This is a genomic window from Gammaproteobacteria bacterium (ex Lamellibrachia satsuma) (assembly GCA_019623805.1).
Classification (GTDB): domain Bacteria; phylum Pseudomonadota; class Gammaproteobacteria; order Chromatiales; family Chromatiaceae; genus QGON01.
Window position 1 is genome coordinate 3027586 of the sequence record CP053680.1, and the last position, 13125, is coordinate 3040710.

Below are 13125 nucleotides of genomic sequence, written 5' to 3' on the forward strand. Positions count from 1 at the left end.
TGGTTAATCAATCTCTTTACCTTAGTGCTCTTCTCGTGTTCTTTGTGGTTAGATATGAATTTTCGGACGGGCACAAATTAATCTGTCCAGTATCACCTGATAATTTGTAAAAAATGCAGCCCAGAGACATACCCAATCTCATCAGCTTTTTACGCATACTGCTCTCGGTGCCAGTCGTGTGGCTGCTTTTTGAGCGGGAGTTTTCTGCGGCACTGATGTTATTTGCCATTGCGGGCATCTCCGATGGCCTGGATGGTTTCCTGGCCAAACACTACGGCTGGGAGAGCCGCCTCGGCGGGATGCTCGATCCCCTGGCGGACAAGGCGCTGCTGATGAGTTCATTTCTGGTGCTCGGTGCATTGGGACTGGTCCCTGTCTGGTTGGTAATTCTGGTGATATTCCGGGACCTGCTGATTATTGGCGGTGCGCTCTATTACCACTTCAGTATCGAAGAACTGCAGGCCGATCCAAGTCTGATCAGTAAACTCAACACCCTGCTGCAGATATTGCTGGTCATCTTCGTGGTGACGGATGCAGGCCCCTATCCACTTCCTGCAGTGCTGGTTTCAGTCCTGGTCTGGAGCACGCTGGCCACTACGGTAGCCAGCGGAGTGGGTTATGTCTGGGTCTGGTCGCGCAAGGCGAAGGAGAAAGGGTTGCGGAGTTGATGGTTGGCACCCACATTGGTTTTCTGATGTGCAGGGTATTTGGTGTTGGCCCTATAACCCAAGCACTTCCCGGACAAACGGGATGGTCAGTTTTCTTTTCGCGGCGAGCGATGCCTGATCGAGCTGTTCCAATAGACCGGTTATCGAACCGATGTCCCGGGGGATTCGGTGCAGCAGGTAGCTTGCGGTGTCTTTCGAAAGTTCCAGGCCACGTTGCTGCGAGAGCTGGGTCAGCAGTATCAGGCGGCCATCATCGTCCAGGGGCAGCAGGTGGTAGCAGGGGCCCCAAGTGAGGCGGGAGGCGAGATCCGGTAGATGGATGTCCACTCCGGCAGGCGCAGAGTTTGCCGTTATCAGCAGTCGGGCATCACGCTCCCGAAGCTGGTTGAAGAGGTTGAAGAGGGCGATCTCCCATGCCGGGTCACCGGCCACTTTTTCCACATCGTCCAGACAGACCAGATCCAGTGTCTCCAGTCCCTCCAGAATACCGGGTTCCAACTCGCTGGTTTGTTCCAGGGGAATATAGGCGCAGGTGCCGCCGGACTCATCCTGTTGGTGACAGGATGCCTGCAACAGGTGGGTTTTTCCGGAACCGCTCTCCCCCCAAAGATAGATGAAGGGATCGGTTCCCGTCAGCAGACGCGAGAGTGCCTCACCATTACGGCCGGAAATAAAGCCGCTGAAGTTGACCGTAGGTTTTAACCCTATCCCCAAGGCAAGCTGACTGGACATGATGTTGACGTGGTCAATCGTTGGATGTGAGCTGCACTGCCTTGGCCGCGACTCGTTTGCCCAAGGCGCGGCAGAGCGTTTTTTCTTCATCGCTGAGGGGCAGATTGCTCTCTCCACCGGCCAGGTGGCTGGCACCATAAGGAGTACCGCCGGTTCTGGTGTGCAGCAGATCGGTTTCACTGTAAGGCAGTCCCATGAGGATCATGCCGTGGTGCATCAGCGGCAGCATCATCGAGAGCAGTGTGGTCTCCTGTACACCATGCATGCTCGATGTGGAGGTAAAAACGGCTGCGGGTTTGTCGATCAGCGAGCCGGTCATCCAGAGACGACTGGTCTGGTCGAGAAAGTATTTCAGTGGTGCCGCCATATTACCGAAACGGGTGGGACTGCCGAGGATCAATCCAGCACACGCTTGCAGATCAGCGTCAGTGGCGTAGGGTGCCCCCGACTCAGGAATGGCCTCGGCGGTTGCCTCACAGACGCTGGAAACTTCCGGTACGGTGCGCAGGCGGGCTGTCACGCCGGAGACATCCTCCACGCCACGGGCGATCTGCCGCGCCATCCCTGCGGTGGAGCCGTGGCGGCTGTAGTAGAGAATAAGAATCTCGGCCATCTCAGATGATCTCCAGTACCTGTTCCGGGGGACGGCCGAGGGCAGCCTTGCCGTTTTTGATGACGATGGGGCGTTCGATCAGTTTGGGGTGGGTGATCATGGCGTCGATCAACTGATCCCGGGTCAGCGAAGCGTCGGCGAGATTGTTCTCTTTGTATTCGCTCTCTTTCTTGCGCATCAGGTCTCTGGGTTCCATGCCGAGCATGTCGAGTACCTGTTCCAGGGTATCCCGGTTCGGTGGGGTTTTCAGATATTCCACGATCTCAGGTTCGACGCCGTTATCCTTCAGCAACTGGAGGGTCTGGCGGGATTTGCTGCAGCGGGGGTTGTGAAATATCTCCACACTCATTGGATTATTCTCTGGCTGAAAAACGCCTATTGTAACCATCGTTCAGGACGACGTCTCCCCACGGCCGTAGGTTGGTGGCATACTGTTCATCTACTCTTTGCAAGGTAATGACATGAGCATGGATCCTGCGGCAAGAGGCCGTCTCTATCTGCACCGCATCAGGCAGTTCAGTGCGTTGCTGTTGCACCATTTCGTCAAGGATGGGGGGGTGCAGAATACGGCAGCCCTGACCTACACTACGCTGCTCTCGCTGGTTCCCCTGATGACCGTCATGCTGGCGCTGTTTTCGGTTTTTCCCGCCTCGGAGCGGGTGGCAGTGGAGATCGAGGACTTTGTCTTCAAGAACTTTGTTCCGGCAGCGGGAGAGGTGGTACATGAGCATCTGAGTAATTTTAGCAGCAAGGCGGCAAAGCTCTCTGGTGTGGGGTTCGTCTTCCTGCTGGTGGTGGCGTTGATGTTGATGGGCAATATCGACAAGGCGTTCAACACCATCTGGCATGTGCGCAAGAAACGTGGGGCCATGTCGACCTTTATCGTCTACTGGGCAATCCTCTCTTTGGGACCCGTGTTGATCGTGGTCAGTGTGGGTGTGACTTCCTATCTGGTTTCAATACCGATTCTCAATGATGATGAGACGGTGCAGCAGTTGCGTTCACGCTTTTTGAGTATGAGCCCGGTCCTTATCTCCGCCTTAGCTTTTACCCTGCTCTATGCCGTGGTGCCGAATCGGAAGGTGCCGCTGCGCCATGCCCTTGCAGGAGGTATTCTCGCTGCCCTGTTGTTTGAGAGTGCAAAGCGGGGTTTTGCTCTATATGTCACCCATTTTCCCACCTACGAGGCAATCTACGGTGCTATGGCGGTGATCCCGATATTTCTGATCTGGATATACCTCTCTTGGCTGGTGACCCTGCTTGGGGCGGAGTTTACCTACTGCCTCGGCATCTTTCGGGACGACTGGCACGAGCGGTTAAACACTCGCGGTAGCAACTTTCTGTTGGCGCTTCGTCTGATTGGCCATCTGCGGGAGGCGCAGATGCTGGGGGAGCAGCGTTCATGCCAAGACCTGTCAAAGCGGGAACCGGAAGTCTCTGAAGAGCACCTGGAGGCATCGCTGTATATCCTGCAAGGGGCGAAACTGGTGTTGCGTACAGAGGAGAAGAATTGGGCGTTAGCCAGGAACCTGCAGGAGGTGAAACTCAGTGATCTCTACCGTGCAGCGCCTTTTGTGCTGCCGGACGCTGATAAGCTGGATGAGGGGTCAGTGGTATTGTCGAGTATTCTGCAGACTCTCGAGAGAGATATTGAAAAGGGTATGAATTGCCCGCTGGAAGCGCTCTACCGTCAGGCTTAGACCTGGAATTGCTGAAGCGATGCTATTTGTATCTGACCTTAAGCCGCTCGTAATAGGGACTCGATGAAGCCTGCTCCGTCGGCACTATAATCGGTGCCGGTATCTGTTCCGCCACAAGATATTCGCGCCCGGTTTTGAGCTGCCCTTTGGTAGACAGTAGCGTGTTTTTTTTCGGGACTCCCCGGTCGACGTAGAGACAAGGCTGTGTGCGGAGGTCGCCACCACTCCCTCCGATGGGGTTGAGAGTAACCGGCATTACGTGCCCCTTTAGAAACTGTATCCCCAACTCCAACATATCACTGCCCCTCTTGAGTGCGCGTCTTACTTCACCGATTTTCAGGCTGTCCGGCTGGTCGGGATGTTTTTCAGTGATCAATACCAGTTGACCGACCATTTTAAGACTCGAGCTTTGCAGCGGCAGATGAATCGCTACACCGGTTTTGCTGCAGTTGGTCAGTTTGCAGGTGAAACGTTGGTGGCGGGGTTTGAAACCTCCGCCCAGATTGCCGGATGCCAGAGTCACCGATTCTCCTTCCTCCTCATCGGGTCTGCTGGCTGCAGGAGTGGCAATACCAAGAAAGTGGTGGATCGAACTGATGCCGATGGCAACGGTAACCTGTCCATAGGTATCCTGTCTTTTGCTGTTGCGTTCCATGCGGATATGCCAGGATTTCAGCATGTCGCGCAGCGTCACTGCAGCATCTTCCGAACTGAGGTGCTGCAGTCCCATTGGAGGGGCTTCATCACGTAGCTCGATCTTTCGCAGACTCTTGTGCAGGCGTTTGCTGACTGGATTGATGTTGAGCAGGCGGAAGCGGGGAGATGCCAATGTGCCGGAGGTATCCGGATCGAAAAGCCGTGGTGGCACCTCGCCCAGCATATCGATGATATAGCGACCGGCCGGGTCCGCATCGAATTTCAGTTCTTCGAAACGTGCTTTGCCTGCAAATTGGTTCAGATAGCCGTAGCGGAGTCGTGCTTCCCCTGCCTTCAGATGGCAGGGGTCGAGTAGCGCCAGCAGCAGGAGACGTTTCAGCTGGTGGGCGACAGAGGCGTTCTTTGGTACGGCCTGGTCACGGTCGTCGACCAGATCGTGTTGTTGGTTCTGCTGTTCCGCCAGATTGTAGAGCTGGAGGATTTCACGCCAGGCATTGATGGCCTGGCAGTCATAACCTTCGAAAGTGGTCAGTTGGTCAAGAGAGAGAAATTTGATGGCGTAGTAGATCCCCCCCAACAGTCTTTTGCGGTGTTTGAGCCATGATTTCTGACGCAGGCATTCATTGACAATATGTTTGTGACCGTAGGCCATCTCCTGCATCAACTGGCGGATCTGCTTCACGCTGGGTGCGCCGGGTTTGTTTGAGGCGATCCGGCAGAGTCGGGTTGTGGGCAATCGGTAGAGTTCCATCAACTCTATGCGGTCAGGGACCCGTCCAGGAAAACGATTGAGTTGTGCAAGATTGGTGATGATCGCCTCAGCCACGCGCGCTGGACTGGCGTAAGGGAGGGAAGCGATCCATTGGCGCAGGGATCCGGGATGTGTCTCCACATTCGGGTTTTCGATGGAATCGGGTGCAGGAACAGTAAACTTGGGACGCCGCATCGAATCATTTGGTCTGCTGAAAATCTGAAACATATTGATAGTATCGGTATTCCGTGGCGGGTTCACCCTTTATAAGTTTCTGCTGATTGATGCAGTTTACGTCTCTTGAATGGTTATCGGCGGTCACCGTTAAATCTTGAAAAATCGGGCTGCGGTATATCTTTCATGATTGAAATCCCCGGAATTTATCCCGACAATGGGGGTCGGATAATTGAGAGTGCCGTTGCCGGCGCTTCTCTCCAGAAGAATCAACAAGTACCAGAGGCACCCTATGCGCAATCCACCCCCAGTGTGGCGGCTACTACTATTGGGCTGTTTGGCCCTGTTCAGCACGGCATCGTTCTCAGAGCCCGTGGACTTTGAGTTGCCGGGACTCGATGGTAAGACTCACAAGCTTTCCGATTACCGGGGCAAGTGGGTGTTGGTCAACTACTGGGCTACCTGGTGTCCTCCCTGCAGGGAGGAGTTGCCGGAGCTGGAGGTCTTTCACTCCAACCACAAGGACAAGGATGCTGTGGTGTTGGGTGTTGCCTTTGAGCGCATTGATAAAAAACGCCTGAGCCGCTTTGTCAAAGAGCAGTTTCTCAGCTATCCGATCCTGTTGGGCAAACCAGCCGCTGACTCGGAGTTAGGGAAAATTCCCGGCCTGCCGACCTCTTTTTTAATCTCACCGAGTGGTGAAGTAGCGGCTCGGCAGGTGGGGCCGTTAACCGCAGATGACCTGGAAAGTTTTATTGCCAACAATGCTGAGTAGGTGGCTCGATGTGAGGATTTTCCTCTCCATTGTCCTGATGCTGTTCATGCTCTCTGCCGGGGCGGTGAGCAGAGACTCTGCTGATCACTTTTTTGATCAGTCGCTGGGGGATTTCAGTGAGGAGCTGGAGCTTGCCCGCGAGGAGGGTAAAACGGGTATCCTTATCATGTTCGAGATGGATGAGTGTCCATTTTGTCATCGTATGAAAGACACTGTGCTGAATCAGTCCGAGGTTCAGGAGTACTATAAACAACACTTTCTGATCTTCACCGTGGATATAGAGGGGGACGTGGCGATTACCGACTTCCAGGGTGAGCAGGTCTCGCAGAAGGATTTTGCCTTTAAACAGTTTCGTGTGCGAGCCACGCCGGTATTCGGTTTTTTCGATCTGGAGGGTAAACTGATCAGTCGCTTTACAGGTGCCACCCGCGATGCCCAGGAGTTTCTCTGGCTTGGAGAGTATGTGGTGAACGGCGAGTATAAAAAGATCAGTTTTTCCCGCTATAAACGACAAAAGAGAAAGGAAAAAAGAGCGCGGTGACCCGCCTTCGAATCCCGATAACCTTGGTTTTTACTCTGGCTGGATGGATCTGTTTTTCGCCGGTCCGGGCGGCCGACAGCCTATCTGAGCCACTCCCATCCCCCCTGACGCTGCAACAGGCGCTGAAACTGGCCGATGGCATGCATCCCGACCGGGAGCTGGCTGATGCAACGCTCCAACGCGCCCAGGCTGAGCAGTCCGGTGTCGATGCCAGCGATGACCTGCAGTTTGGTTTCGAGGCGGCTCTGAAGGTGGTCAACCCTTCATACAACGCCGTCGATCAATCCAGCAATGACAGCTGGGCGAAACTGAAACTGAGCAAACGGTTGTATGATTTTGGCCGCACCGACAGTGCGCTGGCCGCAGCGGATGCGGCACGGCGAAGCGAGGAATGGAATCTGTTGGATGTACGCCAACAGCGGCGACTGGAAGTAATGGCCAGATTCTTCGATGTACTGCTGGCGGACCTGGAATATGCGCGGGAGAATGAGGCGATGTCGATCGCCTTCGTCCGGTTGGACAAGGCTCGCAGCCGATCCGAACTGGGCGGGATCTCCGATCTTGAGCTGCTGCGGCTCGAAGATCTTTTTCAGAAGGTAAGGCGGCGTACCATCAGTAGCCAGAACAAGCAGCGTATTACCCGCTCGCGTCTCGCCATCAGCCTCAATCGTCCCGATGACCTGCCTGCCGATCTTGTCTCTCCCGACCTGCCTGACCGATTGGTACCAGAGAGTGTGGAAGCGCTGACCCAGCTTATTATTGATAGTAATCCCAGGTTGAAATCACTGCGTGCACAGATGGATGCAGCTGAACAGCAGATGCGTGCAGCCCGGGCGGGCGACAATCCGATAATCCGCGGGGAAGTTGAAGCCGCCACCTATAATCGGGAGTTGGGGGGGCGTAATCCGCTGTCTGCGGCACTGGTGCTGGAGGTGCCGCTCTTTCTCGGCAATCGGGTCGGTGCCGAGGTTGCCCTGGAGCGCGCCCGTCTACGGGAGCGCCGGGCGGAGCTGGCCGTGCTTGAACTTGATCTGCGACAGTCGGCGTTGGAGCTCTGGCTGGAACTTGACCGGCTACGGGTAAGGCGGGAGGAGTTGGTGGTGACCGGCGACTATCGTGATCTCTCTCTTGACCGCAGCCGTACCCTATACGACCTGGAGGTATCCACTGATCTGGGTGATTCCATGGTAAGAATCTCCGACTGGCGCCTGCAGCAGGCTGAGACCGATTTTGAAATTGCGCTGGCGCATGCACGGCTCGATGCATTGGCCGGAGTGCTGTTGGATGAATTTGATATCACAGTGGGAAGTAAGGGGGAGGGGAAATGAAGAGAATGATTCGTGTGGTTGTCTGTTGTGGAATGCTCTTCTGCGGCACGCTGCAGGCCCAGGATCTGGAAGCTCAGTTGGAGTGGCAGCAACGGGTGGAGTTGGGAACTGTCGTGAACGGGGTCGTGGGCCGGGTCAATGTGACTGCAGGCGAGCCGGTTACCCGAGGCGCTTTGCTGGTCGAGTTGGACCAACGGCCGTTGCAAGCCAGACTGGTAAAGGCAGTAGCGCAGAAAGAGGCAGCCAAGCAACAGATGGATGAGGCCAAGCGGGAGTTGGACCGTTCCCTGGAACTCTATGATCGAACATTGCTCTCCGACCATGAGCGGCAGCTCGCTGAGATCGATGCTGCCAAGGCGGATGCCTATCTGCGTGAAGCGGAGGCAGAGTTGACTCTGATAAAACTTGCGCGTGAATACAGTCGTATCAAGGCGCCTTTCAACGGCCGGGTGCTGGTGGTGAATGTCCAGCAGGGGCAGGCTGTGGTCAACCATTTGCAGATCATGCCGTTGGTGGTAATGGTCAATGATCGGCAGATGAAAGCGGTGACTGCTGTTGATAGTGAAATGGCAGCAAGGCTGCAGCCGGGGCAGGTTGCAAAGGTCGGTGTTCATGGCGAATGGCTGCCGGGGGTAATTCAGTTCGTCGGGTTGGAACCTTTGGACGGTAGCGGTACGCCGCGTCACTATCGTCTTGTAGTCGGCTTCAAAACTCCTAAGGGGCAGCAGTTGCGTCTCGGTGAGAGAGCCGTGGTAAGAATCGATGGGTAAAGCGGTGCAAACAGCACACCCGGTCTGTGTTCGCTGTCTTGTGGCGGGTCGGGTGCAGGGGGTCTTCTTTCGGGCCAGCACCCGTTACGAGGCGCAGAGACGGGGCATCACCGGATATGCCAAAAATCTGCATGACGGCCGAGTCGAAGTGATTGCCTGCGGTGATCCAGAGGCAGTCAATGAACTACGCGACTGGTTGCGTCAGGGGCCAGCCAATGCCGATGTCTCAGGTGTCGCCTGTGAAAACCTGCATCTCCAGGAGTATTCCCACTTCTCTATTGCCTGATGCACAGGTTCTTTCTTGGTTTTCCTCAGCTTGCTGCGAAGCGTCTGTAGGAGCGGCGCCCCGCCGCGATTTGCTCATCTGCGGGGTCATCGCGGCGAGGGCGCCGTTCCTACAGCGTTATTTTGACTCCAGCCCGGTCCGTTATCTCAGACAGTAACCATCGGTTATTGATGCTGAGGGGCTGCCGGGACGTCCACACTCCCATCGGTTGCAGTATCCTCCATCGGACGGAAGACCGCTGGTTTCCCGTTGGCCAGGGTAGCTGTCTGCTCCTCCTCTTTGAGGACAGGTGCGGTGGGAACCGCTGCTGACTCTTGAGCCATAGGCGCCGGTTCCGGATAGCTGAGGGGTGCTAGAGGTTCCTGGAAAGCAGGAGCAGGAGCAGGAGCAGGAGCAGGAGCAGGAGCAGGAGCAGGAGCAGGAGACGGCACTGTGGGGGACTCAATCGGTGCGGGTTGTGATACCACTGGCGCCATTGGCTGCGGCATCTCCATTGGTGGGGGGGGCATCTCACCAGTCGCTGCTGGTGGCATCGGACGATAACTGTATTTGGCCGGTGGAGTGAAATCGCTTTGCGGCGGCTGTTGTGGTGCGTAGCTGGGGTATTGCGGATAAGTTTGGTTGTTGCCGCTGGTTTCGTAGTCGTAACTCGGCGCATATTGCTGTTGTGGAGCGGTGTCATAGGTTGGCGGGTTATAAGCCGGCGCTCTGTAGACGGGTTGCTGCTCACTATATGGCTGGGTGGTTGTGTAGTCGCTGTATTGTTGCGGATAGCCGCCCTGAGGGGGGGCATTGTAGTAGCCGGAGCTGTTTCCATAAGGGGCATAGCCGCCGCCAGGCTGGGCGCCATAACCGTAGACCGGTGGGGACTGGTAGGCTGGTGCACCGCCATACCCGTATCCATATCCCTGGTTATAATTTGGTTGTTGTGCGGGATAGTAGGGTTCCGGGTAGCGTTCTTCACGCCGATTGGAATTGAACATGTTGTTCATGGGGTTTGGCGCCCCCTTCATCATGTTCATCGGATTCATATTGAACTGTTTGTTGTTGTTCTGATTGTCGCCGCGATATGCGGGAGCGGCGTATTGAGGCGTTTGTGTGCCGTAGCCTTGAGCGCCATAAACCGGTTCGTTGTAGGCGGGCGCCTGCTGTCCCCTTGAGGATGGATTGTCGTAGTATCCCCCCTGTGTGGGATAGCCTTCGTCAGCCTGCGCATTTGTCAGGCAGAACGTAGTGATACAGGCGGTGAGCCATAGTTCACGCTTCATTATTCACTCCTCTTTAGAGAGTTTTTCCGTTGATTCGGCGAAGACCCTAATATAAGCCCCAGTCGTGGTCGTGTAAAATTAGGGATTGCCCTAGGAGTTTCCCGAGTCAGGTTCATGTTGCTTCCACTACTCACCAACGGACATATACTGAAACGCTACAAACGCTTTCTGGCGGACGTCGAACTGGCCGATGGTTCCGTCGTAACCGCCCATTGCCCAAATACTGGCAGCATGCGTGGATGCTGGGAACCAGGAGCGCTGGTACAGATCAGTCACAGCGACAATCCGCGCCGTAAGCTTGCCTGGACGCTGGAACGGGTGGATATGGGCGCAGGCTGGATCGGCGTTCATACCGGCCGTACGAATCCAGTGGTCAGCGAGGCGTTGCGTGAAGAGCGGATCCCAGGTCTGAAAGGGTACCGGAATGTGCGGGCAGAAGTGATCTTCGAGGCATCGGGTTTTCCCCGTTCCCGCTTCGATATGTTCCTGAGTGATGGCCCGGGGGCGGATGTCTGGGTCGAGGTCAAAAATGTCACGCTCTGGGAGGGGGGTGAGTCGCTCAGTTTTCCTGATGCGGTCACTGCGCGGGGTCTGAAGCATCTTGAGCTACTCGCGGAGGCTTGTCGCCAGGGTTATCGTGGCGTGATGATCTATGCGCTCAATCGGCCGGAGGGGGCGTGTTTCCGCCCAGCCGATGAGATCGATCCCGTATATGGAAAAACGCTGCGCAAGGTGGTGGAGGCTGGCGTTGAAGTGGTGGCTGTGCGTATTCTGCACCTGCCGCAGGCGATGAAGGTGGGTGATCCGGTGGCGGTGGATTTGAGCTGAAATTTTTTGAGTGGTTGAAAAGCAGCAAGGATATTCGGTTCAATAGCCGCTGGAATTGAACTCCAGGCCCTCAGGCATTTCCGGCAGTAGTTCCACGCCGCTACGGATTTCACCATCCGGTAGCAGGGCAAGCCAACGATAACCCGGCGGGTTGTCGGCAAGGCCAAATTTGTCCTGGCCTGAAATGAACTGGATACAGGTAGAGGGTGAACCAAGCAACAACAGGTTGTGGTAGTTGCGCTCAAATTCCTGGTGGATATGGCCGCATAGGATGCCTTTCACCTGTTTGTGTTTTGCCAGCAGTTCGAAGAGCGGTTCAGGATTATTCAGGGCCATGCTATCCATCCATGCGCTGTCCACCGGAATCGGATGGTGATGCATGCAGACCAGCGTATGCTTGTCCGGGTGTTTTTGCAGTTCATCCTTGAGCAGTTCCAGCTGGCTTTCATCGAGATGGCCACCGGGCTCCTTGGGAATGGTGGAGTCCAGAAAGATCAGTGACCAGTTTCCCTGCTGTGTGCTGGGAATGGTGGATACGCCGTCCTGATTCAACAAGCGGTCCATAATTTCGGGAATGTCGTGGTTCCCAGGCAGACAGAAGGTTGGAGCACCGAATCCGGCAAACTGCTTCCTGAGCCGACGGTAGCCGGTTTCAGAAGCGTCATGGACCAGATCGCCGGTGGCAAGGATCATGTCGGGAGTCCCCAGCTGCTCCAGTGCCATTGCCGAGACCAGGTTGAGTGTCTCCTGTGTATTCATACCGAGCAGACAACGCGAGGTGTCAGCATAGAGATGACAGTCCGTCAGCTGAAGTACTTTCAGGCTGCCTTCAGGCAGGTTTTGGAATGTGTTGGTGTCTGCGGACATCGTTGAAGGTTGGTCAAGCCTTGAAAGTTTTGGTTACCGGGCATACCCGGCGAACCATTGTAAAACAGATTTTCAGTCTGATTATAGTAGTCTAATAAAATCTGTCGAAACAATGAAGCGTGTGCGCTTTTTATGAAAAATGTGCATTAGATTCTGTTTAATGTGCATAATTTAACTTTTTATTGCGAGTTTTAGTGCTGATGTATGCCTGTTTTTTTCCTTAAGGCCAGTTTGCCATGACCCTGAATGAACTCCGATACATCGTAGCTGTTGCGCGTGAGCGTCACTTTGGGCGTGCTGCGGAAGGCTGTTTTGTCAGCCAACCGACCTTGAGCGTGGCAGTGAAAAAGCTGGAGGCGGATCTGGGCGTCAGTCTGTTCGAACGTGGTCAGGGTGAAGTTACCCTGACACCGGCGGGAGAACGTATCGTTGTTCAGGCTCAGAGGGTGCTGGAGGAGGCAGGTTTCATCAGAACTCTGGCAATGCAGGGTAAAGATCAACTGGTGGATCCCTTGCGGGTCGGTGCCATCTACACTATTGGTCCCTACCTTTTTCCCCATCTGATTCCGGAACTGACCCGTCGGGTCTCCAGGATGCCGCTGGTCATTCGGGAAAACTTCACCGTAGTGTTGTCAGAGCAGCTGAAGCAGGGTGAATTGGATGTGGTTATCATCTCACTACCCTATGATGAGCCGGGCATCCAGACCCGGCCACTCTATGATGAGCCCTTCTCCGTGCTACTGCCCGTAGCGCATCGGCTGACTGAGTTGGATGCCATCTCCACCGCCGATCTCAGCGAGGAGAGTGTGCTCTTGTTGGGTGACGGGCACTGCTTCCGCGATCAGGTGCTACGGGTCTGTCCGGGCTGTCTGCAGCCCAGTTCCAGTGAAGGCAGCCTGCAACGCAATCTGGAAGGGGGTTCTTTGGAGACCATCCGCTACATGGTCGCTGGTGGTATCGGGATAACCGTGTTGCCTGATACAGCAATCAACCCAAATCCTTCGTCGGATGAACTGGTCACCACCCGCCCCTTCAAGGGAGATCCCCCGCATCGCCGGGTAGCTCTTGCCTGGCGCAAGAGTTTTCCCCGACCGGAAGCCGTCGATCTGCTTTGGGAGATGATACGGGCCTGCCCGATTCAAGGTGTTTCCCTGGTCGATTAGTCGT

General features: G+C 55.4%; 14 protein-coding genes and 1 pseudogene. 9 read left to right on the plus strand and 6 right to left on the minus strand.

Annotated elements, in window-relative coordinates:
• The first annotated feature begins 113 nt into the window (after positions 1–113).
• Positions 114–668 (plus strand): CDP-alcohol phosphatidyltransferase family protein, encoded by a 555-nt coding sequence (locus tag HPY30_13290; protein QYZ66877.1) that lies wholly within the window; start codon positions 114–116, stop codon positions 666–668.
• A 51-nt stretch (positions 669–719) separates the two neighbouring features.
• On the opposite strand, the gene hda is transcribed toward HPY30_13290, so the two are convergent.
• From hda to arsC, 3 genes are read right to left on the minus strand one after another with little or no spacing between them, the layout of a single operon-like run.
• Entirely contained in the window at positions 720–1403 is a 684-nt protein-coding gene (gene hda, locus HPY30_13295) for a DnaA regulatory inactivator Hda (protein QYZ68040.1), read from the minus strand.
• A gap of 10 nt (positions 1404–1413) precedes the next feature.
• Complete coding sequence (wrbA, locus tag HPY30_13300; GenBank protein ID QYZ66878.1) at positions 1414–2013, minus strand: NAD(P)H:quinone oxidoreductase; 600 nt, start codon at positions 2011–2013, stop codon at positions 1414–1416.
• Between the two features lies 1 nt (position 2014).
• Positions 2015–2362, minus strand: a complete 348-nt coding sequence (arsC, locus tag HPY30_13305; GenBank protein ID QYZ66879.1) for an arsenate reductase (glutaredoxin) — start codon at positions 2360–2362, stop codon at positions 2015–2017.
• Between the two features lie 112 nt (positions 2363–2474).
• Between arsC and HPY30_13310 the strand changes: the two genes are divergently transcribed.
• On the plus strand, positions 2475–3713 hold the full coding sequence (locus HPY30_13310) for a virulence factor BrkB family protein (GenBank protein QYZ66880.1): 1239 nt from the start codon (positions 2475–2477) through the stop codon (positions 3711–3713).
• Between the two features lie 22 nt (positions 3714–3735).
• On the opposite strand, the gene HPY30_13315 is transcribed toward HPY30_13310, so the two are convergent.
• A complete protein-coding gene (locus HPY30_13315) occupies positions 3736–5316 on the minus strand; it encodes a PilZ domain-containing protein (protein ID QYZ66881.1) in 1581 nt (526 codons plus the stop codon).
• A gap of 271 nt (positions 5317–5587) precedes the next feature.
• Between HPY30_13315 and HPY30_13320 the strand changes: the two genes are divergently transcribed.
• From HPY30_13320 to HPY30_13340, 5 genes are all read left to right on the plus strand, one after another.
• Positions 5588–6070, plus strand: coding sequence for a TlpA family protein disulfide reductase (locus HPY30_13320; GenBank protein QYZ66882.1), 483 nt, complete (start codon positions 5588–5590; stop codon positions 6068–6070).
• Positions 6060–6611 carry a thioredoxin fold domain-containing protein gene (locus HPY30_13325; GenBank protein ID QYZ68041.1) on the plus strand — a complete coding sequence of 184 codons (552 nt, stop codon included), beginning with the start codon at positions 6060–6062 and terminating at the stop codon, positions 6609–6611. The genes HPY30_13320 and HPY30_13325 overlap by 11 nt, the downstream gene beginning before the upstream one ends.
• 140 nt (positions 6612–6751) lie before the next feature.
• On the plus strand, positions 6752–7939 hold the full coding sequence (locus HPY30_13330; GenBank protein ID QYZ68042.1) for a TolC family protein: 1188 nt from the start codon (positions 6752–6754) through the stop codon (positions 7937–7939).
• A complete protein-coding gene (locus tag HPY30_13335) occupies positions 7936–8709 on the plus strand; it encodes an efflux RND transporter periplasmic adaptor subunit (protein QYZ66883.1) in 774 nt (257 codons plus the stop codon). The genes HPY30_13330 and HPY30_13335 overlap by 4 nt, the downstream gene beginning before the upstream one ends.
• On the plus strand, positions 8702–8995 hold the full coding sequence (locus tag HPY30_13340) for an acylphosphatase (GenBank protein ID QYZ66884.1): 294 nt from the start codon (positions 8702–8704) through the stop codon (positions 8993–8995). The genes HPY30_13335 and HPY30_13340 overlap by 8 nt, the downstream gene beginning before the upstream one ends.
• Before the next feature lie 368 nt (positions 8996–9363).
• Here the strand turns inward: HPY30_13340 and HPY30_13345 are convergent.
• Positions 9364–9450: pseudogene (locus HPY30_13345) on the minus strand (OmpA family protein).
• A 927-nt stretch (positions 9451–10377) separates the two neighbouring features.
• Between HPY30_13345 and sfsA the strand changes: the two are divergent.
• Entirely contained in the window at positions 10378–11091 is a 714-nt protein-coding gene (gene sfsA / locus HPY30_13350; protein ID QYZ66885.1) for a DNA/RNA nuclease SfsA, read from the plus strand.
• A 39-nt stretch (positions 11092–11130) separates the two neighbouring features.
• Here sfsA and cpdA read toward each other — a convergent pair whose 3' ends face one another.
• Complete coding sequence (gene cpdA / locus HPY30_13355; GenBank protein QYZ66886.1) at positions 11131–11958, minus strand: 3',5'-cyclic-AMP phosphodiesterase; 828 nt, start codon at positions 11956–11958, stop codon at positions 11131–11133.
• A 236-nt stretch (positions 11959–12194) separates the two neighbouring features.
• Here cpdA and HPY30_13360 point away from each other — a divergent pair, with 236 nt between their 5' ends.
• Complete coding sequence (locus HPY30_13360) at positions 12195–13121, plus strand: hydrogen peroxide-inducible genes activator (protein QYZ66887.1); 927 nt, start codon at positions 12195–12197, stop codon at positions 13119–13121.
• Positions 13122–13125: the final 4 nt, after the last annotated feature.

Coding starts and splice junctions, on each gene's coding strand:
- wrbA (QYZ66878.1), bottom strand. CDS start 2,013: ATGGCCGAGATTCTTATTCTCTACTACAGCCGCCACGGCTCCACCGCA.
- HPY30_13325 (QYZ68041.1), top strand. CDS start 6,060: ATGCTGAGTAGGTGGCTCGATGTGAGGATTTTCCTCTCCATTGTCCTG.
- sfsA (QYZ66885.1), top strand. CDS start 10,378: ATGTTGCTTCCACTACTCACCAACGGACATATACTGAAACGCTACAAA.
- arsC (QYZ66879.1), bottom strand. CDS start 2,362: ATGAGTGTGGAGATATTTCACAACCCCCGCTGCAGCAAATCCCGCCAG.
- HPY30_13330 (QYZ68042.1), top strand. CDS start 6,752: ATGCATCCCGACCGGGAGCTGGCTGATGCAACGCTCCAACGCGCCCAG.
- HPY30_13315 (QYZ66881.1), bottom strand. CDS start 5,316: ATGCGGCGTCCCAAGTTTACTGTTCCTGCACCCGATTCCATCGAAAAC.
- cpdA (QYZ66886.1), bottom strand. CDS start 11,958: ATGTCCGCAGACACCAACACATTCCAAAACCTGCCTGAAGGCAGCCTG.
- HPY30_13290 (QYZ66877.1), top strand. CDS start 114: ATGCAGCCCAGAGACATACCCAATCTCATCAGCTTTTTACGCATACTG.
- HPY30_13320 (QYZ66882.1), top strand. CDS start 5,588: ATGCGCAATCCACCCCCAGTGTGGCGGCTACTACTATTGGGCTGTTTG.
- HPY30_13360 (QYZ66887.1), top strand. CDS start 12,195: ATGACCCTGAATGAACTCCGATACATCGTAGCTGTTGCGCGTGAGCGT.
- HPY30_13340 (QYZ66884.1), top strand. CDS start 8,702: ATGGGTAAAGCGGTGCAAACAGCACACCCGGTCTGTGTTCGCTGTCTT.
- HPY30_13335 (QYZ66883.1), top strand. CDS start 7,936: ATGAAGAGAATGATTCGTGTGGTTGTCTGTTGTGGAATGCTCTTCTGC.
- HPY30_13310 (QYZ66880.1), top strand. CDS start 2,475: ATGAGCATGGATCCTGCGGCAAGAGGCCGTCTCTATCTGCACCGCATC.